Below are 20,908 nucleotides of genomic sequence, written 5' to 3'. Positions count from 1 at the left end.
AATCTATGGGCCTGCTTTCGCTGTTTTCTTCCCGCAAGGGCAACGACCCGGCACCCGAGCGTGCGCGGCGCCAGCGCACCGACACGGGTGCAGGCATTGCCTCGTCGCGCCGTCTGGCCGATGACTATGCCGACGATACGCTCGACCCCGAATTTCCGCAGAAGCAGCGCGCGCGCCGCCGCCTGATCGGCGCCGTGGTGCTGATGGTGGCCGCCGTGATCGTGCTGCCGATCGTGTTCGAGACCAAGCCGCGGCCGGTGTCCGAGGACGTCTCGGTAAAGGTCGCAAACGGGGTCACGGGCGCGCAGGGGGCGCAGAAGCCCCGCGTCGAGCCGCGCAAGGCCGACCCGCTGCCGCCTACGCCGGCGGCGCGCAATGATGCCGAGGCGCTGGACGCCGGCGAGGAAATCGTCAGCGCGCCCAAGCCTGCGGCCACCGCCGCAGCCGCCGCGGACAAGCCCGCGCAACGGGCTGAAGCCAAGCCCGAAGCCAAGCTGCCGGGCAGCGGCAAGTACCTGATCCTGATCGGCGCCTTTTCTTCCGAAGAGCGCGCCAAGGGCTGGCTGGCCAAGCTCAAGGCGAGCAAGGTCCCGGCCTATGTCGAAAAGAAAATGCTGGCCGATGGCGAGCGCATCCTGCTGCGTGCCGGCCCCTTCAGCGACCGTGACGCCGCCGACGCCGCCGACAAGCGCGTGCGCGCGGTGGGGCTGACCTCGAAGGTCGTGGAACAGTAAGGGGCAAGCACGGCCGGCGCCTGTGCCCGGCCGCAAGCAACGATGCAGCCGACTTTCTTCGACTATGCCGTGGTCTTCATCCTGCTGGCCTCGGGCGTGCTCGGCGTGCTGCGCGGCCTGGTGCGCGAGGTGCTCTCGCTGATCGGCTGGGTGGTGGCGTTCTGGGTGGCGTTCCGCTATGGCGCGGTGGCCGCGGGCTGGATGCCTGAATCGATGCCTGGCGGCGAGCTGGCGCGCCATGCGCTGGGCTTCGTGGTGCTGCTGATCGGCACCGTGCTGGGCGCCTCGCTGGCCGGCATGGTGGTCGGGCAGCTGCTGGAGAGCACCGGGCTCAAGCCCGCCGACCGCGGGCTGGGACTGGTGTTCGGCCTGCTGCGCGGCGTGCTGCTGGTGATGGTGATGGTCACGCTGGCCAGCTTGACGAAATTGCCGGAAGAACCGTTCTGGCGCGACGCGGTGAGCCGCCCTTATGTGATGCAGGCCATGGAATCGGTGAAGCCATGGCTGCCGCCGGAGCTGGCGAAGTACGTCAAGACATGAAGCCGGGCATGGTGCCCGGTCGGTAGTACGCAGGCCTTTGGTCCGGGGGATTTCCGGACCAGGCTGCGCCCCCTGATTCAAAGCCTTTCCTGGGAGCTTGGCAATGTGCGGTATCGTCGGTGTGGTTTCAGCCACGCCTGTCAACCAATTGATTTACGACAGCCTGCTGTTGTTGCAACATCGCGGACAGGATGCTGCCGGCATCGCCACCGCCAACGGCAGTACTTTCCACATGCACAAGGCCAACGGCCTGGTGCGCGATGTCTTCCGCACGCGCAACATGCGCAGCCTGCCTGGCGCCGCCGGTATCGGCCAGGTGCGCTATCCGACCGCCGGCTCGGCATCCAGCGAGGAAGAAGCGCAGCCGTTCTACGTGAACGCGCCCTATGGCGTGATCCTGGCGCATAACGGCAACCTGACCAACTGGGAGCAGCTGCGCGAGGAGATGTTCCGCCGCGACCGCCGCCACATCAACACGCATTCGGACACCGAAGTGCTGCTGAACGTGCTGGCCGACGAGCTGCAGCGCGCCAGCAACGGCATGGCGCTGGACCCGGACACCATCTTCACGGCGGTCAGTGGCCTGCACCGCCGCGTGCGCGGTTCGTACGCCATCGCCGCGCAGATCGCCGGCTACGGCATGCTGGCCGTGCGCGACCCGTTCGGCATCCGCCCGCTGTGCCTGGGCAGCGTCGAGACCCCGACCGGCAAGGAATGGATGGTGGCATCCGAGTCCGTGGCGCTGGAAGGCATCGGCTACAAGCTCGAGCGCGACGTGGCGCCGGGCGAGGCCATCTTCATCGACCTGGACGGCAAGCTCTATACCAAGCTGTGCGCCGAGAACGCGGTGCTGACGCCGTGCATTTTCGAGTACGTCTACCTGGCCCGCCCGGATTCGTGCATCGACGGCGTGCCGGTCTATGACGCGCGCCTGCGCATGGGCGACTACCTGGCCGAGAAGATTCGCCAGGAAGTGTCGGCCGGCGACATCGACGTGGTCATGCCGATTCCCGATTCCAGCCGTCCGGCCGCGATGCAGGTGGCCAACCGCCTGGGCGTGAACTACCGCGAAGGCTTCTTCAAGAACCGCTACGTCGGCCGCACCTTCATCATGCCCGGCCAGGCGGTGCGCAAGAAGTCGGTGCGCCAGAAGCTCAACGCCATGGGTGTGGAGTTCAAGGGCAAGAACGTGCTGATCGTCGATGACTCGATCGTGCGCGGCACCACCTCGTTCGAGATCGTGCAGATGGCGCGCGACGCCGGCGCCAACAAGGTGATCTTCGCCTCGGCCGCGCCGCCGGTGAAGTACCCCAACGTGTACGGCATCGACATGCCGACCCGCAGCGAGCTGGTGGCCCATAACCGCACCCACGAAGAGATCGCGAAGATCATCGGCGCGGACAAGCTGGTGTACCAGGACGTGGAAGCGATGAAGCAGGCCGTGCGCGACATCAACCCGGCGCTGAAGGACTTCGATGCTTCATGCTTCGATGGCCGCTACATCACCGGCGATATCGACGAGGCCTACCTGAACCGCCTGGAAACGGCGCGCAGCCAGGCCGACCGCGACGGCACCAATGGCGACACCGAGCGCTCGCAACTGCACCTGCAGCGCTCCGGCGGCAACGAGTAAGCCGTGCCGCCGCTGTCCGCGCGTTGACGAATGCGGAGCCCGGCCGTAACATGGCCGGGCGTCGATTTGATAGTCAGCTTGCGGACGCGGGTCCAGCCCGAAACAGCTAAAGAGATGGCGGTCAGCAACGATTCCCGATGCGCAGTGCCTTCGCGGCGCAGCGATTTCCGGAAGCCGGCCGCCACAGCCTGAAGCCGAAGGCCATTCGCAGAACAGCAAGCCCGTCGATCCGACCACCCGATCGCACGGGCTTTTTTCATGGCCGCGCGCCTGTCCACCTGGCCGGCGCCGGCTCGTCGAAACCATCGCATTCGCGCGGGTACGACCGCGCCCCACCAGCATGAACGAACCGCTCAACCCCGAATCGCTCGGCATCGACACCCTCGGCGTGCGCGCCGGCACGCTGCGCAGCGAATTCATGGAGCACTCCGAGGCCATCTACCTGACCTCGAGCTTCTGCTTCAACAGCGCGGCCGAGGCCGCCGAACGCTTCGCCAACTCGGAAGAGGGCTTCACCTACTCGCGCTTCACCAACCCCACGGTGTCGATGTTCCAGTCGCGCCTGGCCGCGCTGGAAGGCGCGCAGGCCTGCATGGCGACCGCCTCGGGCATGAGCGCGATCCTGTCGGTGGTGCTGTCGTCGATGCAGGCGGGTGACCACCTGGTCAGCTCGCGCGCGATCTTCGGCTCGACCATGACGCTGTTCGGCAATATCTTCTCGAAGTTCGGCGTCGAGACCACCTTCGTCGACCCGAGTGACCTGAACGCGTGGCGTGCCGCGGTGCGCCCGAACACGAAACTGTTCTTCCTGGAAACGCCCTCGAACCCGCTGACCGAAGTGGCCGACATTGCCGCCGTGGCCGACATCGCGCACAACGCGAACGCCCTGCTGGTGGTCGACAACTGCTTCTGTTCGCCGGCGCTGCAGCAGCCGATGAAGTTCGGTGCCGACATCGTGGTGCATTCGGCCACCAAGCATATCGACGGCCAGGGCCGCGTGCTGGGCGGCGCGGTGCTGGGCACGCACGACTTCATCATGGGCAAGGTGTTCCCGTTCGTTCGCACCGCCGGCCCGACGCTGTCGGCCTTCAACGCATGGGTGCTGCTCAAGGGCATGGAGACGCTGGCGATCCGCATGGAACGCCATTCGGCCAGCGCGCTGGCGCTGGCGCAGTTCCTGGAATCGCACCCGGCGGTGGCGCGTGTGTTCCACCCCGCGCTGAAGTCGCACCCGCAGCACGAGATCGCCATGCGCCAGCAAAGCGGCGGCGGCGCGATCGTGTCGTTCGAGCTGAAGGGCGCCACGCCCGAGCAGCAGCGCGCCAATGCCTGGCGCGTGATCGACAACACCCGGCTGTGCTCGATCACCGGAAACCTGGGCGACACCCGCACCACCATCACGCACCCGTACACCACCACGCACGCGCGCGTGAGCCCCGAGGCCAAGGCGGCCGCGGGCGTGGGCGAAGGGCTGATCCGCCTGGCGGTGGGGCTGGAGTCGGTCGGGGACCTGAAGGCCGACCTGCTGCGCGGCCTGGGCGACTGAGGGCTTACTGCGCCGGCTGTGCTGGTTGTGGCGGCGGGGGCGGCGCGGGTTCGTCGCTGCCGGCCACGGCCTTCACACCTGCGGCCGTGACGTCGTAGGTGGTGCTGACCGCGGTCGTCGCCACGCTGACGGCGGCTGATCCGACGGTAGCCACCGTCGACACCGCGGCACTGCCCACCGCCATCACCATGCAACCGGCCAGCGACGTCGTGGCGCATGCGGCCGCCAGCGCCAGGATGGCGCGCTGCAAGGGGGCGGAATCTCCGCTATCGTTGCGCACGTTACGACGCAATCCGAGAAATCGAAATGGCATGGACACTGCTGGCCCTGGCAGGGCTGTTCGAGGTGGTGTGGGCGATCGGGCTGAAGTACACCGAAGGTTTTACGCGGCACCGCGATCCTCGGCATCATACTCTTCCACCGAGGCGCGGCTGGCCTGCATCGGCCTGATCGTGTGCGGAATTGCCGGGCTCAAGCTGGCGGGCAGCGCCTGAAGCCCGGCATGCGGCAGTCTTAGCGCAGCAGCCGGCGCCGCAGCAGCACGAGGCACACCACCAGCGCCACCACTGCATAGGCGCCCAGCACTGCCAGGTGCAGGCCGACATCCTCCGACGGACGGCCCAGCATCAGCGGCCGGATCAGCGCCACTGCATGCGCCAGCGGCAGTACCTTGGTGGCTGCCTGCACGCCTTCGGGCAACTGTTCCAGCGGGAAAAACACGCCGGACAGCAGCAGCATCGGCGTCATCACCAGGGTCTGGTAGAACATGAAGAAGTCGTAGCTGGGCGCCAGCGCGGTGACGATCATCGCCAGCGCGGCAAAGGCAATGCCGGCCAGCACGATCACCGGCAGCGCCAGCAGCGCGCCGGGCATCTGCGCATAGCCGAGCGCGCCCGCCACCAGCATGATGGCCAGCCCGGACAGCACCGCCTTGCTGGCGGCCCAGGCGATCTCGCCCAGCACCACGTCGCCCAACGTCAGCGGGGCATGCATGATCGCCTCCCAGGTGCGCTGCACGTGCATGCGCGAGAACGCGGAATACATCGACTCGAAGCTGGCCGACATCATCACGCTGGACGCGGTGGTGCCGGCGGCCAGGAAGGCGATATACGACACGCCGTTTACCTGGCCCACCATCAGCCCCAGCCCGAGGCCGAGGCCGAACAGGTAGATCATGGGGTCTGCGAGGTTGCCGATCATCGACGGGATGGCCAGCTTCTTCCATACCATATAGTTGCGGTACCAGACCATCATCCAGTTGCGCAGGTTGCGCGGCAGCAGCGGCTGCGGATAGCGCTGGCGCGGTGCCGCGGCAGCGTGGCCGCCAGCGGCCGCGGGGGCAGTGGTGGTATCCGCGCGGGGATCCTGTTCGCTCATGTCAGTCCCTCGGTTCAGTCCCGCATCTCGCGGCCGGTCAGCTTGAGGAACACGTCCTCCAGGTTGGCCGGGCGGTGCAGGTAGCGCACGCCGCTCCTGCCGTGCAGCGCCGCCAGCAGCGGGGCGGGCTCGCGCACATAGCAGAACAGCGTCTCGCCGCTCATTTCAGTACGTTGCGCCAGCGGCGTCAGGCTGCCGCGCAGCGTGTCCAGTTCATCGCCATAGACCTCGACCACGTCGCAGCCGATCTGGCTGTCGATCAGCTCGTGCGGCTTGCCTTCGGCAATCTTGCGCCCGCCGTCGATCACGCACAGGTAGTTGCACAGCCGTTCGGCCTCTTCCATGAAGTGCGTGGTCAGCAGGATGGTCTTGCCGCTGGCCATCAGCGACTTCAGGCGCTCCCAGATCAAGTGGCGCGCCTGCGGGTCCAAGCCGGTGGTGGGCTCGTCCATCACCAGCAGGTCAGGGTCGTTGATCAGCGCGCGTGCGACGGTCAGGCGCCGGCGCATGCCGCCGGAGAGGTCGCGCACCTGGGCATCGGCGCGGTTCTCCAGCCGGGCGAATTCCAGCAGCATCGGCACGCGCCGCTCGATCTCGGCCGACGACAGCCCGAAGTAGCGCCCGAAGATGCGCAGGTTCTCGATCACCGAAAAATCCGGGTCGAGGTTGTCGAACTGCGGCACCACGCCCACGCGCATGCGCGCCTGCGGCGCGCGCTCGGGGATGGGTTCGCCGCACAGCGTGAGCGTGCCGGCCATGGGCGTGGTCAGGCCCAGCAGCAGGCGCAGCGTGGTGGTCTTGCCGGCGCCGTTGGGGCCCAGCAGGCCGAAGCACTGGCCGCGAAATACCTGGAGATCGAGGTCGTCGACCACGACCGTGTCGCCGTATTGCTTGCGCACCTTGCGCAACTCTAGGATGGCAGTCAAGGCAGGGTCCGGTGTGGCGCCGCACGGGCGCAATATCCGCCATTATGCCGGTCATCGGCGCAACGCTCAGGTGGCGCAGTGCAGCAAAAAAGCCGCGGCCGCAAAGCGCAGCGGGGCCGGCCTGGCGCGCGGGCATAAAAAAACCGCCAGCGAACTGGCGGTTTTTCTTGCCCGGCGGTGCCGGGCGGCGAAGCGTACTGGATCAGTACATCTTCTTCGGCAGCATCTGCATGCGCAGGCGCTTGCGCAGACGTGCTTCGGCGGCCTTCTTCTTGCGCTTGCGCTCGGTCGTCGGCTTCTCGTAAGCGGTGCGGCTCTTGAGTTCAACGATCAGGCCAGTCTGCAGAATGGCGCGACGGAAACGCCGCATCGCAACTTCAACGGGCTCACCGGGTTTCAAGACGATCTTAGTCAATTCAGTCCTTTAGGGGATTGCCGCAAGGAGCGGCTGGTTCACACGGGGGGAAACTGCGGTCGCCGGAGCGACTGGTATTGCACGCCGGGCTAATGCCCAGGTGCGCCCCCGCGAACCTGAAAGATGTGGACGTTTCAGTCCGTGCAACCAGTGTCAGGGGTGATAGCGCCAGGTCCTATACAACTGGAGCCTGACAGTACCGGTTTCCATGAATGCTATACGCCCGTAACTATGGCATGTATACGACGGCACTGTCAAGAATGTAGTGCAATGCGCGCGCGGGGCGCAGCGTCGGAATTCGCCGTTAGTCTATTTTGGCGCACTTTATGCCGCCGCCTGCGTGGCACAATCTGGCTGCGCTCCCGCCGCTGCGAGGCAAGAGTGCCCACCATGCCTGAGCCGCGCCAACCCGACGACCTTCGCCCCGACCCCGACCACCTGCTGCAGCGCATGCAGGCCGTCGGCGAACGCGCCGCGCGCGGGCGCCTGCGCATCTATTTCGGCGCTTCGGCCGGCGTCGGCAAGACCTTCGCCATGCTGGCCGCGGCGCGCGCGCAGCGCGAGCAGGGCGGCGACTTGGTGGTGGGCGTGGTCGAAACCCATGGCCGCGCCGAGACCGAGGCGCTGGCTGAAGGCATCGAGCGCGTGCCGCTGCACCGCGTCGACTATCGCGGCCGCACGCTGCAGGAATTCGATCTCGACGCCGCCCTGGCACGCCGGCCTGCACTGATCCTGGTGGATGAGCTGGCGCACAGCAACGCGCCCGGCAGCCGCCACCCCAAGCGCTGGCAGGACATCGCCGAGCTGCTGTCGGCCGGCATCGATGTCTGGACCACGGTCAACGTCCAGCACCTGGACAGCCTGAACGAGGCGGTGGCCAGCATCACTGGCATCCGCGTGCGCGAGACCGTGCCCGACGCGGTCTTCGACGATGCCGGCGAGGTGGTGCTGGTCGACCTGCCCGCCGACGAACTGCTGCGCCGCCTGCGCGAAGGGCGCGTGTACGTGCCCGAGCAGGCCCGCCATGCGGTGCAGAATTTCTTCCGTAAGGGCAACCTGATAGCGCTGCGCGAGCTGGCGCTGCGCCGCACTGCCGACCGCGTCGACGACGACGTGCGCGCCTACCGGCAGGAAGCCTCGATCGAGCCGGTCTGGCGCACGCGTGAAGCGGTGCTGGCCTGCATCGGCCACGGCAGCGATGCCGCACAGGTGGTGCGCTGCGCGCACCGGCTGGCCGGGCAGCTCGATTGCGACTGCCATGTGGTGACGGTGTCAGTACCGCGCCTGGCACCCGTGCCCGACGCCCAGCGCGAGCAGCTCGACGAAGCCATGCGGCTGGCCGAGGCGCTGGGCGGGCGTACCGAAACGCTGGCCGGCAGCGACATGGTGGCGGCGGTGGCCGGCTATGTGCGGCGGCATAACCTGACCAAGGTTTTGATCGGCCGGACGCCGGCGCGCTGGACCGATGGCGGGACTTCGTTGCCCGGCCGCGTGCAGGCGCTGCTGGCGCGCGCGCTGGCGCCGTGGCTGGGCGCGCGCGCGTGGCTGTTCGGGCGCACCAGTTTTGCCGATGCGCTGGCTGCGGCGTGTCCCGAGATCGACGTGATCCGCGTGGCGGCCGACAGCGTCCGGCAGGACACCCCCGGTGATGCGCGCATGCTGCCCGGCACCGAGCTGCCGCGGGAACAAGCCCGGCCTGCGCAGTGGCCGGGCCTGCTGTGGGCGGTGGCCTGGTGCGCCGGCGCCACCGCGCTGTCGGCGCTGGCGCGGCCGTGGTTCGACCTGGTCAATATTGCCATGCTGTTCCTGCTGGCGGTGGCCGGCGTGGCGCTGCGCCACGGACGCGCCGCGGGCGCGTTCGCCTCGCTGGTGGCGGTGGGGGCGTTTGATTTCTTCTTCGTGCCGCCACAGCTGTCGTTTGCGGTCAGCGACGTGCAATACCTGGTGACCTTCCTGGTGATGCTGGCAGTCGGGCTGGTGATCGGCCAGCTGACGGCCGGCCTGCGCGAGCAGGCCCAGGTATCGGTGCAGCGCGAGACCGATGCGCGCACGCTGTACGAGCTGGCGCGCGAGCTGTCGGCGGCGCTGACCGACGCGCACATCGTCGGCATCGGCAGCCGCTTCCTGCGCGCGGCGTTCGATGCGCGTGCGGCGTTTTTCCTGGTCGGCGCGGACGGCCGGCTGCTGCCCGCGGCCACGGACGCCGAGGCCGGCGGCGCGGCACAGAGCGATGCCGTCGACCACGTGCTCGCGCAATGGGTCTTCAACCACGGCCAGCCGGCCGGCACCGGCACCGACACGCTGCCCTCCGGCACGGTGCTGTACCTGCCGCTGAAGGCGCCGATGCAGGTGCGCGGCGTGCTGGCGGTGGAGCCGCGCGCCTGGCGCGCGTTTGCGCAGCCCGCGCTGCGGCGCCAGGTCGATGTCTTTGCCACGCTGATCGCGATTGCGATCGAGCGGCTGCACTATGTCGAGGTGGCGCAGCAGGCGCTGCTGACGATGGAGTCCGAGCGCCTGCGCAGCTCGCTGCTGGCCGCGGTGTCGCACGACCTGCGCACGCCGCTGACCAGCCTGATCGGCATGGCCGAGACCCTGCAGCGCGGCACGCCGCCGCTGGCGCCGGAGGTGGCCGAGACCGTCGGCGCCATGCGCGACCAGGCGCGCCGCATGCACGCCATGGTGGCCAACCTGCTCGACATGGCGCGGCTGCAAAGCCGCAGTGTGGCGCTGCGCAAGGAATGGCAGTCGTTCGAAGAGCTGGCCGGCGCGGCGCTGGCGTCGCTGCGCGATGCGCTGGCGCGGCACCGCGTGGTGGTGGCCGACCTGTCGGCGCTGCCGCTGGTGGAATGCGATGGCGTGCTGATGGAGCGCGTGCTGTGCAACCTGCTGGAGAATGCGGCCAAGTACACCGCGCCGGGTACCGAGATCCGCGTGCGCGGCGAGGTCTCCGATGACGCCGTGCAGCTGGTCGTCGAGGACGACGGCCCCGGCGTGCCGGCGGCGATGGCGCGGCAGGTGTTCGAGAAATTCACCCGCGGCGAGCGCGAGTCCGCCACCACCGGGGTGGGCCTGGGGCTGGCCGTGTGCGAGGCCATCGTGCAGGCGCATGGCGGCAGCATCCGCGTCGAGCCGGTGCATGCGCGGGTGCAGGGCCAAGGCACCGGCGCGCGCTTCGTGGTCACGCTGCCGCGCGGCAACCCTCCGGTGCTGGAACCGGAAGCGGCCGGCTTGCCGGCCTGAACCCGACAATCTTTCAAGGATCCGACGCGTCATGCCATTCGAGTTCTCGCCCACGGTGCTGCTGGTGGAAGACGAGCCCCATATCCGCCGCTTCGTGCGCGCGGCGCTGCAGGACGAGGGCTGCACCGTGCACGAGGCCGAGTCGCTGCAGCGCGGGCTGATCGAGGCCGGCACGCGCCAGCCGGACCTGGTGATCCTGGACCTGGGGCTGCCCGATGGCGACGGCGTATCGATGATCGGCGACCTGCGCACCTGGACCGAAATGCCGGTGCTGGTGTTGTCGGCGCGCACCGGCGAGTCTGAGAAGATCCGCGCGCTCGACGCCGGCGCCGATGACTACCTGACCAAGCCCTTCGGCGTGGGCGAGCTGGTGGCGCGCCTGCGCGTGCTGCTGCGCCGCCATGTGCGTGCCGGCGCGCAGGGGCGGGCGCAGGTGGCCTTCGGCGAGATCGCCGTGGACCTGGCCAACCGCCAGGTCACGCGTGCGGGGGAGCCGGTGCACCTGACGCCGATCGAGTTCCGGCTGCTGGCGGTGCTGCTGGCGCATCGCGGCAAGGTCATGACCCACCGCGAACTGCTGCGCGAGGTGTGGGGGCCGTCGCATGCCGACAGCAGCCAGTACCTGCGCGTCTACATGGGGCACCTGCGGCACAAGCTGGAAGCCGACCCGGCCCAGCCTGCCTACCTGCTGACCGAGATCGGGGTGGGCTACCGCTTCGCCGGCTGACCACCGGGTCACTCCCAAAACGCATTTTTGCCGATCACGCGCCGCGTGAGGCTGGCGCTCGCCCGGCGCGCGTCCACTCCCGGTAAACCCGCAACGACATCGAAATCGTTTGACGAATAAATTCAACGGGATAAACTCTTATTCATAAATATGAATTAAGGCAGGAGCACCACATGCAGGACCAACCCGTCTATTTCATCTCGACCGACGACGTCGAGGGTTACCACCCCGCCAACCATGTCGGCACCCTCAACCGCCGGCTGATCGGGCCCGAGACCGTGGGCTCGCGGCACCTGGAAGTGATCCACGGCACCATCGAGAAGGGCAAGGGCGCGCTGCCGCATGCGCATCCCGGCATCGAGCAGGTCTGCTACGTGCTGGAAGGCCGCGCCGTGGCCGAGGTCGGCGGCCAGCGCAAGGAACTGGGCCCGGGCGACTGCTGCTTCTTCCCGCCGGACCAGATGCATGTGTTCACCGTGGTCAGCGACGAGCCGGCCAAAATTCTGGTCATCTATTCCCCGCCATACGAGGAGTCCCCCGAGCGCGTGATACGGCCCGCATAAGACGCGGCTGGTCACGGCAAGGGATTTAACAACGACAGGAGACAACCACCGTGAAGTCCTTCAGGAACGCCTTTGCCAGCCTGGTGCTTGGGTGCACCGCGGCGCTGGCTGCCACCCCGGCGCTGTCGGCCGATGAATTCCCGTCCAGGCCGCTGCGCCTGGTGGTGCCGTTCGCTGCCGGCAGCGGCACCGATGCCGTGGCCCGCCTGACCGCCAAGTACCTGGGCGAGGCGCTGCAGCAGCCGGTGGTGGTGGACAACAAGCCCGGCGCCAACGGCACCATTGCCGCCGAGTTCGTGGCCAAGGCCCCGGCCGATGGCTACACGCTGTTCATGACCACCAACACCACGCATTCGGCCAACCCGTCGCTGATGAAGCAGCTGCGCTATGACCCGGTCAAGGATTTCACGCCGGTCTCGCGCATGGGCAACCTGCCGTTCATGCTGGTGGTCAACCCGGCGCTGCCGGTGAAGACGCTGCGTGAGTTCATCGACTATGCCAAGGCGCATCCGGGCCTGAGCTATGCCAGCGGCAACAGCACCGGCATCGTCTCGGGCGCCACGCTGTCGAAGATGGCCGGGCTGAACATGCTGCACGTGCCATACAAGAGCACGCCGCCGGCGATGACTGATGTCATGGGCGGCCAGGTGCAGGCGATGTTCGTCGACTTTGCCGCGGGCATCGCCAACGTGCGCGCCGGCAAGCTGCGTGCGCTGGCGGTGACCACCGCGCAGCGCAGCGCGCTGCTGCCCGACCTGCCGCCGCTGGCGAGCGTGCCGGAGCTGAAGGGTTTCGACGTGACCTCATGGAACGGCGTGTTCGCGCCGGCCGGGGTGCCGGCGCCGGTGGTGCAGCGGCTCAACCGTGAGCTGGTTGCCATTGCCACCAGCAAGCAGCATGCGCCGCAGTTCCACGCGCTGGGCTTCGAGCCGTTCGGCAGCACGCCGGCCGAGCTCAGCCAGTTTGTCGTGGCCGAGCTGCAGAAGTGGTCGCGGCTGGTGAAGGACGCAGGCATCCAGCCGGAATAGGCGTTCTTCAGGCAACCATCAGGCAACGAACAAGACAACGACATCAGGCAGGTAACGCTATGAATTTCGACCTCTCCGAAGAACAGGCATCCATCGTCGAGGCCGTGCAGCAGGTCTGCACGCAGTTCGACATGGAGTACTGGGACCGCCTGGACAAGTCCGGCACCTATCCGCACGAGTTCTACAAGACGCTGTGCGAAGGCGGCTGGCTGGGCGTGGCGATGCCCGAGGCGTTCGGCGGCGCGGGCCTGGGCATCCTGGAAGCGGCGCTGGTGATGCAGACCATCTCGCAGTCGGGCGCGGGCATGACCGGCGCCTCGGCGGTGCATATGAACGTGTTCGGCCTGAACCCGGTGGTGGTGTTCGGTACTGACGAACAGAAGAGCCGCTTCCTGCCGCCGCTGATCGCCGGCCAGGAGAAGGCCTGCTTCGGCGTGACCGAGCCCGACGCGGGGCTGGACACCACCAAGCTCAAGACGTTTGCGCGCAAGGTGCCGGGTGGCTATTCGGTGAGCGGGCGCAAGATCTGGATCTCGACCGCGCAGGTGGCCGACCGCATGCTGCTGCTGGCGCGCACCACGCCGCTGGAGTCGGTGAAGAAGTCGACCGAAGGGCTGTCGCTGTTCTACACCAAAGTCGACCGCAGCAAGATCGAGATCCGCGAGATCGACAAGATGGGCCGCGCCGCCGTCGATACCAACATGCTGTTTATCGATGACCTGTTCATCCCGGAGGAAGACCGCATTGGCGAAGAGGGCAGGGGCTTCGAATACATCCTGCACGGCCTGAACCCGGAGCGCATCCTGATCGCCGCCGAGGCCATCGGCCTGGGCCGCGCGGCGCTGGCCATCGCCACGCAGTACGCCAAGGAGCGCGTGGTGTTCGGCCGCCCCATCGGCATGAACCAAGGTGTGCAGCATCCGCTGGCGCAGGCCTGGATGCAGCTGGAATCGGCCAACCTGATGATGCTCAAGGCCGCCGCGCGCTATGACGCAGGCCAGTCCTGCGGCGCCGAGGCCAACACGGCGAAGTACCTCGCCGCCGAGGCCGGCCATAACGCGTGCCAGACTGCGATCCTGACGCTGGGCGGCATGGGCTACTCGCGCGAGTACCGCGTCGAGCGGCTGCTGCGCGAGTCCTATATCCCGCGCATCGCGCCGGTCAGCCCGCAGCTGATCATGTGCTTTATCGCCGAGCGCGTGCTGGGTTTGCCCAAGTCGTACTGAGCGGGAGCGACGATGCAAGCAGAGCAAGCGCAGGCGAGCGCGGCCACCGGGCCGCTGGCCGGCATCCGCGTGATTGACATGACCTCGGTCGCGATGGGGCCGTATGCCACGCAGATCCTCGGCGACATGGGCGCCGAAGTCATCAAGGTCGAGCCGCCCGCCGGCGATGTGTTCCGCCATGCCGAGCCGGCGCGGCACGCAGCCATGGGCGCCAGCTTCCTGAACCTGAACCGCAACAAGCAGTTCGTGGTGCTGGACGTGAAGCAGCCCGACGACCTCGCCGCGCTGAAAGCCCTGATCGCCACGGCCGATGTCTTTGTCTCCAACGTGCGGCCGCAGTCGCTGCGCAAGCTTGGGCTGGACTATGCGTCGCTGCGCGCGGACCATCCGCGGCTGATCTACTGCGGCGCCTACGGCTATTCGGAGGAGGGTCCCTACGCGGGCGCGCCGGCATTCGACGACATCATCCAGGCGCGCAGCGGCATGGCGCAATTCCAGGGTGCCAATTCAAACGACGGTCCGCAGTACGTCAATACTATCCTGGCCGACAAGGTGGCCGGGCTGACCGTCGCTTACGCGATCCCGATGGCGCTGTACGAGCGCGAGCGCTCCGGCCAGGGCCAGGCCATCGAGGTGCCGATGTTCGAGACGCTGGTGTCCTTCCTCGCCACCGAGCAATTGGCCGGGCAGACCTTCATCCCGCCGCTCGGGCCGGCCGGCTATCCGCGCGTAATGTCGGCGCACCGCAAGCCCTATCGCACGCGCGACGGCCATGTTGCGCTGCTGCCCTATACCAGCGCCCAATGGCTGCGTTTTTTCGATGTGTCAGGCCATGCGGAACTGGCGCACGATCGGCGCTATGCCACCCCGGCGGCGCGCAGCGCCAATATCGACGCGCTCTACGCCACGCTGGCCGAAATCGTCGCGCAGCGCACCACGGCCGAATGGCTGGACCTGCTGCGCGACGCCGATATCCCGCACAGCGAAGTGCCGCATTTCGACAGCCTGGCCGACGATCCGCACCTGCGCGCCACCGGCATGATGTTCGAATACGACCATCCCAGCGAAGGGCGCCTGCGCGGGGTCGGCATCCCGACGCGCTTCTCGCGCACGCCCGGCAATATCCGCAGCTGGCCGCAGGCGTTGCCCGGGCCAGGCGGCGCGGAGGGCGGCTGACGCGCCATGCCGGTCGACTCCGCCGCGTACAATCCCGGCCAACAGATACTGAAGTCGAGGAAGCCTACGATGGCAGAAAACGAAGCAGCGGAGAAGTCCGGCTACGCCAGCGTCAAGACGGCGCTGCGCGTGATCGAGATCATGGAGATCTATGCGCGCGAAGGGCGCTCGCTGACGCTGACCGAGCTGGCCAGGCTGCTGGGCGCGCCGATGTCGAGCTGCCTGGGGCTGATCCGCACGCTGGCCTCGCTGGGCTACCTGTACGAGACCGGACGCCGCCAGGGCTACTACCCGACGCGCCGGCTGCTCGATATCGCCCAGCGCATCGCGCGCAACGACCCGCTGCTGGAGCGCGTGCAGCCGGTGCTGGAATCGCTGCGCGACACCACCGGCGAGGCCGTGATCTTCGGCAAGCTGCAGGACGACGGGCGCGTGCTGTACCTGGAGGCGCGCGAATCCGCCAATCCGGTGCGCTATATCGCCGCGCCGGGCGAGCTGCGCGACGCGCATGTCAATTCGATCGGCCGCGCCATCCTGGGCGCAATGACGGCCAGCGCGCGCGGCGAGCTGCTCTCAGGCCTGTCGTTCGCCGCGCGCACGCCGCGCACCATCGGTTCGGCGCAGGAACTGGAAGCGATGATGCAGGCCTGGCAGAAGCAGGGTTGGTATCCGAATTTCGGTGAGTCGTTCCCGGACCTGGGGGCCATCGCCATGCCGGTAACGATGGGTGGCGTGACCTATGGCCTGTCGGTGGCGGGACCGCTGCATCGGGTCGAGGTTAATGCGGAGGCCATCGTCGCGGCACTGAAGGTTGCCAGCGCTTCGCTGCAGGGATGAGGTAGAACAGAGGAGGGCGTTGCGGCAGCCGGTCTGCCGTGACGCTTTGCGCCGAAGCCCAAAACGAAAAAGCCCGGTGCGTTTGCACCGGGCTTCCGTATCGGTTGGCTCCCCGACCTGGGCTCGAACCAGGGACCTGCGGATTAACAGTCCGTCGCTCTACCGACTGAGCTATCGGGGAACAGCTGAGAAAGAAATTATAGCCAGTTTCTCTTTTCTTCGTCAACACCTTTTCGACATTTTGTTCTTGTCAGAAGGTGTCTGGAAGCTTCCGGCTTGCTGCCTGCCGTACGGTGCGAAGGGCATCTCTGCTGGCTTCGTGCCGTCGTGTCGAACAGCGAGGCCGCATTATAGCTACGGTTTTTGCTTTGTGCCAGAAAAAAAACCGCCTTGCGGCGGTTTTTTTTCTGCGGCACTCGCTCGGCTCAGTCGAATACCGGCGAATCCACGCCGAGGATCTTGTGCAGCTTCGGCGAGGTGGTGGTGTACTGCATGTGGATTTTCTTCTCGGGGAAGATATACGGCGCGGCACCGAACGCGGCCAGCGCGGCCTCGTGGAAGCCCGACAGGATCAGCTTCTTCTTGCCGGGGTAGGTGTTGATGTCGCCCACTGCGAAGATGCCCGGGATATTGGTCTCGAATTTCTCGGTGTCCACCTTGATCTGCTTGCGCTCCAGGTCCAGGCCCCACTCGGCGATCGGGCCCAGCTTGGGCGACAGGCCGAAGAACACCAGCAGGTCATCCACCGGCATGCGGCGGGTCACGCCGTCGGCGCCGGTCACCTTGATCTCGGTGAGCACGCCGTCCTTCTCTTCATAGCCGCCGATCTGGCCGACCACGAACTGCATTTCCAGCTGCTCGCACAGTTCCTTCATCTTGGCGACCGAGGCGGGCGCGGCGCGGAAGCCGTCGCGGCGGTGGATCATCACCACCGACTCGGCCTTGCCGACCAGGTCCAGCGTCCAGTCCAGCGCCGAATCACCGCCGCCGACGATCACCAGGTTGCGGCCATGGAAGCGGCTCGGGTCCTTGACGCGGTAGAACAGCTGCTTGCCGTCGAACTTGTCGAGGCCCTCGACCTTCAGTGTGCGCGGCTGGAACGAACCCACGCCGGCAGCGATGAAGATGGTCTTGGTGATGAAGCGGGTTCCGAGCGAGGTCTCGACGAAGAAGCGGCCGTCTTCGCGGCGCTCAACGACGGCGACTTCCTGGCCCAGGTGGAAGGTGGGCTCGAACGGCTCGATCTGCTTGAGCAGGTTGTCGGTCAGTTCCTGGCCGGTGCAGATGGGCACGGCCGGGATGTCGTAGATGGGCTTGTCCGGATAGAGTTCCACGCACTGGCCGCCGACCACCTTCAGGGAATCGATGACATGTGCCTTGATTTCGAGCAGGCCCAGTTCAAAGACCTGGAATAGGCCCACCGGGCCGGCACCGACGATCAGCGCATCGATTTCCTGTGGCTGGCCGCCTGCCGGGCTGCCGCCGTCGACCTGCTTGGTCGTGTCGGCGACGGGATTTGGAATGCTCAAGTCCATATTCGTCCTGATACGTTTGCGTGGGCCGCTTGTGCCCGGTATTGCGGAAAGCGCGTGGGGACGGCTTTCTTGTTCTGTCAGCGCTGCAGGTATTGCAGCTTGTCAGTGGCGTCCTTCCATTCCTCGGCCTCGGCCAGCGGGGCCTTGGTCTTGGTGATGGAGGGCCAGTTGCGGGCCAGTTCTGCGTTCAGGTCGATGAACTGCTGCTGGTCGCCCGGCACGTCTTCCTCGGCGTAAATGGCGTTCACCGGGCATTCGGCCACGCACACGGCGCAGTCGATGCACTCATCCGGGTCGATAGCCAGGAAGTTGGGGCCTTCGCGGAAACAATCGACCGGACACACGTCAACGCAGTCTGTGTAGCGGCAACGGATGCAGGATTCGGTGACAACGTGAGTCATTTCGGTTCCAAGAAAACAGGTCGGCTTTTAATGGGAAACTGTGGGGCCGCTTCTTGCCGGCGGACGCGCCGCTTCTACCGCATGGTGCCGCATGGCAGCATGGGCTGGACGAGCGCCGGCCGAGGCCTTTCGGAAAGCGATATTGTAGCCGAGGCTTCTGGCAAGAATAGCGGGTCTATATAGTCGGATCAGATAGTTTTCTTATTTCTTTATGTGGTTTTGATTTAACGCATGGCGGCCTGCTGGCATGTCGGCCCGCCAGCGGGCATGATGAAGGCCGCCAGCAGTCACTTGCATCCGTGCCGGGAGACCCGTATGCCACGCCAGCTTTGCCTTGCCAGCCATGCCAGCCTGCGGCGCAGTGCCGCGATGTGCCGGACCTTCGCGCCCATTGCTGTGCTGCTGACGGCATTTCTGGCGCCCATCGGGTCCGTTGCCGCCCAGACCCTGGTCCAGTCGCCGGGCATGGCCGACAGCGTGGTATCGCGCCTGGTGGCGTGGCGCGCGCGCACTGACGCGCCGGTCGCGCTGCCGGCGCTGACCGGGTTCGACTGGGACCACTTCAGCGTGACCGATTCGCCCGCGGGCGACGCCATCGCCCATTGCGGCCGGGCCGGCCTGATGCCGTGCGGGCCGCAGCTGCAGCCGCAGCCGGGCGACCGGGTGCAGGTGCTGCGCTTCGAGCGCGCCGGGGCGCAGGTCTACACCGAGCGCATCATGGCCGGCGACGGCGCCTTTGCCGAGCCGCTGCCGCAGCGGGTGCCGCGCGCCGCCGCCACGCTGGTGTCGTGCCCTGGCACAGACGGCCGCCAGCTGTGGTGCCTGCAGGGCAAGGTAAAGGGCAGGGAGGCGCCGCGGCAGCCACAGCCCTTTCTCGATGGTGGTTGAGCGGCAAGAGTGGCCGGGCGCGGCCAGACTTCGGTTAGCATGATGTACTGACCCGGCATCGCCGTCTGGCCCGCTATGATCATCCCGTCCCTGCTCGACACCGACCTGTACAAATTCACGATGATGCAGGTGGTGCTGCATCAGTTCCCGCAGGCGCAAGTGGAATACCGCTTCAAGTGCCGCAACGCGGGCGTCGACCTGACGCCCTATATCGATGAGATCCGCACCGAGCTGGCACACCTGTGCCAACTGCGCTTCACCGACGACGAGCTCGCCTACCTGCGCGGCCTGCGCTTTATCAAGAGCGATTTCGTCGACTTCCTCGGCCTGTTCCACCTGAACGAGAAATATGTCTCGGTGCGGCCGTCCCCGCAGGGCAACGGCGAGATCGAGATCTCGATCATCGGCCCGTGGCTGCATACCATCCTGTTCGAAGTGCCGGTCCTGGCCATCGTCAACGAGGTCTATTTCCGCCGCACCCAGCCCAGGCCCGACCTGGCCGAAGGCCGCCGCCGGCTGGACCACAAGCTGGCCTTGCTGAAGACGCCCGAGTTGGCCGATTGCGTGATCGCCGACTACGGCACGCGCCGGCGCTTTTCGCGCGAATGGCAGGAAGAAGTGCTGCTGACCATGCGGCGCCTGCTGGGACCGCAGCTGGCCGGCACCAGCAACGTCCACTTTGCCCGCCTGCACAATATGGTGCCGCTGGGCACGATGGCGCATGAATACCTGCAGGCCTGCCAGGCCCTGGGCCCACGGCTGCGCGATTCGCAGGTGTACGCGCTGGAGCGCTGGGCGCGCGAGTACCGCGGCGACCTGGGCATCGCGCTGTCGGATACCTACGGCTTCGATGCCTTCCTGCGCGACTTCGACCTGTATTTCTGCAAGCTCTTCGACGGCGTGCGCCATGATTCCGGCGACCCGATGCTGTGGGGCGAGCGCATGGTCGCCCACTATGCCGCCAACCGCGTCGACCCGCGCACCAAGACGCTGATCTTCAGCGACAGTCTCGATATCCCGCGCGTGATCGAACTGTACGAGCGCTTCCATGGCCGCTGCCGGCTGGCCTTTGGCGTCGGCACCAACCTGACCAACGACCTCGGCTATACCCCGCTGCAGATCGTGATCAAGATGGTGCGCTGCAACGGGCAGCCGGTGGCCAAGCTGTCGGACACGCCGGAAAAGACCATGTGCGACGATCCCGGCTACCTGTCCTACCTGCGCCAGGTGTACTCGGTTCAGCCCGCGGCGTAGCAAAATTCAACACCTTGCGCCCGCCATCGCATGCTTTGCACGCGGCGGGCGCCACTATAATCGGCGCATCGCGCGTTCGCCGCGCTTTGCGACCCCCAGCCAGTCCTTATGGAAACCAACGACGCCCGCGACCGCATCTTTGCCCGCATCCGTGCTGCCCAGGGCAGGCCGACCCGGCCGAGCGCGGGTGAGCGCGAGGCCGTGGCCGACTACCTGTCGCGCCACCCGCAGGGCCCGCGCCCGGCGGTGGCGGCCGACCTGGCCGAGGCCTTCCTGGCCCAGGCGCAGCGCATGGCCTCGACCGTGGACCGCGTGGCGACGATGGACGAGGTGCCCGCCGCCACCGCGCGCTTCCTCGACAGCCTGAACCTGGTCCACCGTGCCGTGGCGTGGGACGCGCTGGGCCCGCTGCCGTGGCAGGCCGCGGGGCTGGCGGTGGAATGCCGCCCGCCGGTGCGCGAGGTCGAGGCCGACCACGATCATGGCGACCTGGTCGGCATTACCGGCTGCTTCTGCGCGATTGCCGAGACCGGCTCGCTGATGCTGCTGTCGGGCCCGGCCACCTTTGCCTCGGCCGCGCTGCTGCCCGAGACCCACGTGGCGGTGGTGCCGCGCTCGCGCATTGTCGCCGGCCTGGAAGACGCCTTTGCGCTGGTGCGCAGCGAGCGCGGCGAACTGCCGCGCGCCACCAATATCATCAGCGGGCCTTCCCGCACGGGCGATATCGAGCAGACCATCGTGCTCGGCGCCCATGGCCCATACCGCGTGCATGTGATCCTGGTCGACGAGGCCTGAAGCCGCGGCTTGCGCCGCACGGAATGCGATGCGCCGCTGATGCAGCAAGGCCTGCGCAAGAGGTGCA

At 67.2% G+C, this 20,908-nt stretch carries 21 protein-coding genes and 1 tRNA gene; 15 read left to right on the top strand and 7 right to left on the bottom strand.

What is annotated here, in order from left to right; all coding sequences use genetic code 11:
• Positions 1-5 precede the first annotated feature (5 nt).
• The 4 genes from KB879_RS24955 to KB879_RS24940 all read left to right on the top strand — a co-directional run bounded on the left by KB879_RS24955 (position 6) and on the right by KB879_RS24940 (position 4,453).
• The gene (locus tag KB879_RS24955) at positions 6-734 is read left to right on the top strand and encodes an SPOR domain-containing protein (RefSeq protein WP_013957405.1); all 729 of its coding nucleotides are present in this window, start codon (positions 6-8) and stop codon (positions 732-734) included.
• A 42-nt stretch (positions 735-776) separates the two neighbouring features.
• Positions 777-1,274, top strand: a complete 498-nt coding sequence (locus tag KB879_RS24950; RefSeq protein ID WP_013957404.1) for a CvpA family protein — start codon at positions 777-779, stop codon at positions 1,272-1,274.
• A gap of 103 nt (positions 1,275-1,377) precedes the next feature.
• Positions 1,378-2,907, top strand: a complete 1,530-nt coding sequence (gene purF, locus KB879_RS24945; RefSeq protein WP_013957403.1) for an amidophosphoribosyltransferase — start codon at positions 1,378-1,380, stop codon at positions 2,905-2,907.
• A 340-nt stretch (positions 2,908-3,247) separates the two neighbouring features.
• Positions 3,248-4,453 carry an O-succinylhomoserine sulfhydrylase gene (locus KB879_RS24940; RefSeq protein WP_013957402.1) on the top strand — a complete coding sequence of 402 codons (1,206 nt, stop codon included), beginning with the start codon at positions 3,248-3,250 and terminating at the stop codon, positions 4,451-4,453.
• 4 nt (positions 4,454-4,457) lie between these two features.
• Here the strand turns inward: KB879_RS24940 and KB879_RS24935 are convergent, their stop codons facing one another.
• The gene (locus KB879_RS24935; protein ID WP_167540173.1) at positions 4,458-4,766 is read right to left on the bottom strand and encodes a hypothetical protein; all 309 of its coding nucleotides are present in this window, start codon (positions 4,764-4,766) and stop codon (positions 4,458-4,460) included.
• Here KB879_RS24935 and KB879_RS40450 point away from each other — a divergent pair.
• Entirely contained in the window at positions 4,670-4,903 is a 234-nt protein-coding gene (locus KB879_RS40450; protein ID WP_371827374.1) for an SMR family transporter, read from the top strand. The genes KB879_RS24935 and KB879_RS40450 overlap by 97 nt on opposite strands.
• A 63-nt stretch (positions 4,904-4,966) precedes the next feature.
• Here the strand turns inward: KB879_RS40450 and KB879_RS24925 are convergent, their stop codons facing one another.
• The 3 genes from KB879_RS24925 to rpsU all read right to left on the bottom strand — a co-directional run bounded on the left by KB879_RS24925 (position 4,967) and on the right by rpsU (position 7,171).
• Positions 4,967-5,830, bottom strand: a complete 864-nt coding sequence (locus KB879_RS24925; protein ID WP_013957400.1) for an ABC transporter permease — start codon at positions 5,828-5,830, stop codon at positions 4,967-4,969.
• 14 nt (positions 5,831-5,844) lie between these two features.
• Complete coding sequence (gene nodI / locus KB879_RS24920; RefSeq protein ID WP_022535960.1) at positions 5,845-6,756, bottom strand: nodulation factor ABC transporter ATP-binding protein NodI; 912 nt, start codon at positions 6,754-6,756, stop codon at positions 5,845-5,847.
• A 202-nt stretch (positions 6,757-6,958) separates the two neighbouring features.
• Positions 6,959-7,171 carry a 30S ribosomal protein S21 gene (gene rpsU / locus KB879_RS24915; protein ID WP_010814647.1) on the bottom strand — a complete coding sequence of 71 codons (213 nt, stop codon included), beginning with the start codon at positions 7,169-7,171 and terminating at the stop codon, positions 6,959-6,961.
• Positions 7,172-7,561: 390 nt separating this feature from the next.
• Between rpsU and KB879_RS24910 the strand changes: the two genes are divergently transcribed.
• From KB879_RS24910 to KB879_RS24880, 7 genes are all read left to right on the top strand, one after another.
• On the top strand, positions 7,562-10,411 hold the full coding sequence (locus tag KB879_RS24910; protein WP_211979969.1) for a sensor histidine kinase KdpD: 2,850 nt from the start codon (positions 7,562-7,564) through the stop codon (positions 10,409-10,411).
• Positions 10,412-10,442: 31 nt separating this feature from the next.
• Positions 10,443-11,138: a two-component system response regulator KdpE gene (gene kdpE, locus KB879_RS24905; protein WP_211979968.1), complete on the top strand. Its 696-nt coding sequence runs from the start codon at positions 10,443-10,445 to the stop codon at positions 11,136-11,138.
• Between the two features lie 173 nt (positions 11,139-11,311).
• Positions 11,312-11,701, top strand: coding sequence for a cupin domain-containing protein (locus KB879_RS24900; protein WP_013957396.1), 390 nt, complete (start codon positions 11,312-11,314; stop codon positions 11,699-11,701).
• 50 nt (positions 11,702-11,751) lie between these two features.
• Positions 11,752-12,729 (top strand): tripartite tricarboxylate transporter substrate binding protein, encoded by a 978-nt coding sequence (locus KB879_RS24895; protein WP_013957395.1) that lies wholly within the window; start codon positions 11,752-11,754, stop codon positions 12,727-12,729.
• A gap of 59 nt (positions 12,730-12,788) precedes the next feature.
• Positions 12,789-13,955, top strand: coding sequence for an acyl-CoA dehydrogenase family protein (locus KB879_RS24890; RefSeq protein ID WP_211979967.1), 1,167 nt, complete (start codon positions 12,789-12,791; stop codon positions 13,953-13,955).
• Between the two features lie 12 nt (positions 13,956-13,967).
• Positions 13,968-15,131: a CaiB/BaiF CoA-transferase family protein gene (locus KB879_RS24885; protein WP_013957393.1), complete on the top strand. Its 1,164-nt coding sequence runs from the start codon at positions 13,968-13,970 to the stop codon at positions 15,129-15,131.
• 69 nt (positions 15,132-15,200) lie between these two features.
• Entirely contained in the window at positions 15,201-15,968 is a 768-nt protein-coding gene (locus KB879_RS24880) for an IclR family transcriptional regulator (RefSeq protein WP_211979966.1), read from the top strand.
• 105 nt (positions 15,969-16,073) lie between these two features.
• Here the strand turns inward: KB879_RS24880 and KB879_RS24875 are convergent.
• From KB879_RS24875 to fdxA, 3 genes are all read right to left on the bottom strand, one after another.
• A tRNA-Asn gene (locus KB879_RS24875) sits at positions 16,074-16,149 on the bottom strand.
• Positions 16,150-16,393: 244 nt separating this feature from the next.
• The gene (locus tag KB879_RS24870) at positions 16,394-17,503 is read right to left on the bottom strand and encodes an NAD(P)/FAD-dependent oxidoreductase (protein WP_013957391.1); all 1,110 of its coding nucleotides are present in this window, start codon (positions 17,501-17,503) and stop codon (positions 16,394-16,396) included.
• Between the two features lie 77 nt (positions 17,504-17,580).
• Entirely contained in the window at positions 17,581-17,904 is a 324-nt protein-coding gene (fdxA, locus tag KB879_RS24865) for a ferredoxin FdxA (RefSeq protein WP_010814656.1), read from the bottom strand.
• Between the two features lie 315 nt (positions 17,905-18,219).
• Here fdxA and KB879_RS24860 point away from each other — a divergent pair, with 315 nt between their 5' ends.
• The 3 genes from KB879_RS24860 (at position 18,220) to KB879_RS24850 (ending at position 20,841) form a co-directional block, all read left to right on the top strand.
• Positions 18,220-18,792, top strand: coding sequence for a hypothetical protein (locus KB879_RS24860; protein WP_013957390.1), 573 nt, complete (start codon positions 18,220-18,222; stop codon positions 18,790-18,792).
• Positions 18,793-18,867: 75 nt separating this feature from the next.
• Entirely contained in the window at positions 18,868-20,046 is a 1,179-nt protein-coding gene (pncB, locus tag KB879_RS24855) for a nicotinate phosphoribosyltransferase (RefSeq protein WP_013957389.1), read from the top strand.
• A 108-nt stretch (positions 20,047-20,154) separates the two neighbouring features.
• Positions 20,155-20,841, top strand: a complete 687-nt coding sequence (locus KB879_RS24850; protein ID WP_013957388.1) for a lactate utilization protein C — start codon at positions 20,155-20,157, stop codon at positions 20,839-20,841.
• Positions 20,842-20,908 lie beyond the last annotated feature (67 nt).

This window comes from Cupriavidus sp. KK10 (genome assembly GCF_018223725.1).
Classification (GTDB): Bacteria; Pseudomonadota; Gammaproteobacteria; order Burkholderiales; family Burkholderiaceae; genus Cupriavidus; species Cupriavidus necator.
The sequence above is the reverse complement of the archived record's forward strand: the minus strand, read 5'-3'. Positions and strand labels throughout refer to the sequence as shown.

Bases quoted from the DNA above. Each gene is read 5' to 3' on its own strand.
- KB879_RS24955 (WP_013957405.1), top strand. From the start codon at position 6: ATGGGCCTGCTTTCGCTGTTTTCTTCCCGCAAGGGCAACGACCCGGCA.
- KB879_RS24950 (WP_013957404.1), top strand. From the start codon at position 777: ATGCAGCCGACTTTCTTCGACTATGCCGTGGTCTTCATCCTGCTGGCC.
- purF (WP_013957403.1), top strand. From the start codon at position 1,378: ATGTGCGGTATCGTCGGTGTGGTTTCAGCCACGCCTGTCAACCAATTG.
- KB879_RS24940 (WP_013957402.1), top strand. From the start codon at position 3,248: ATGAACGAACCGCTCAACCCCGAATCGCTCGGCATCGACACCCTCGGC.
- KB879_RS40450 (WP_371827374.1), top strand. From the start codon at position 4,670: ATGCGGCCGCCAGCGCCAGGATGGCGCGCTGCAAGGGGGCGGAATCTC.
- KB879_RS24935 (WP_167540173.1), bottom strand. From the start codon at position 4,766: ATGCCATTTCGATTTCTCGGATTGCGTCGTAACGTGCGCAACGATAGC.
- KB879_RS24925 (WP_013957400.1), bottom strand. From the start codon at position 5,830: ATGAGCGAACAGGATCCCCGCGCGGATACCACCACTGCCCCCGCGGCC.
- KB879_RS24910 (WP_211979969.1), top strand. From the start codon at position 7,562: ATGCCTGAGCCGCGCCAACCCGACGACCTTCGCCCCGACCCCGACCAC.
- kdpE (WP_211979968.1), top strand. From the start codon at position 10,443: ATGCCATTCGAGTTCTCGCCCACGGTGCTGCTGGTGGAAGACGAGCCC.
- KB879_RS24900 (WP_013957396.1), top strand. From the start codon at position 11,312: ATGCAGGACCAACCCGTCTATTTCATCTCGACCGACGACGTCGAGGGT.
- KB879_RS24890 (WP_211979967.1), top strand. From the start codon at position 12,789: ATGAATTTCGACCTCTCCGAAGAACAGGCATCCATCGTCGAGGCCGTG.
- KB879_RS24885 (WP_013957393.1), top strand. From the start codon at position 13,968: ATGCAAGCAGAGCAAGCGCAGGCGAGCGCGGCCACCGGGCCGCTGGCC.
- KB879_RS24880 (WP_211979966.1), top strand. From the start codon at position 15,201: ATGGCAGAAAACGAAGCAGCGGAGAAGTCCGGCTACGCCAGCGTCAAG.
- KB879_RS24870 (WP_013957391.1), bottom strand. From the start codon at position 17,503: ATGGACTTGAGCATTCCAAATCCCGTCGCCGACACGACCAAGCAGGTC.
- fdxA (WP_010814656.1), bottom strand. From the start codon at position 17,904: ATGACTCACGTTGTCACCGAATCCTGCATCCGTTGCCGCTACACAGAC.
- KB879_RS24860 (WP_013957390.1), top strand. From the start codon at position 18,220: ATGCCACGCCAGCTTTGCCTTGCCAGCCATGCCAGCCTGCGGCGCAGT.
- pncB (WP_013957389.1), top strand. From the start codon at position 18,868: ATGATCATCCCGTCCCTGCTCGACACCGACCTGTACAAATTCACGATG.
- KB879_RS24850 (WP_013957388.1), top strand. From the start codon at position 20,155: ATGGAAACCAACGACGCCCGCGACCGCATCTTTGCCCGCATCCGTGCT.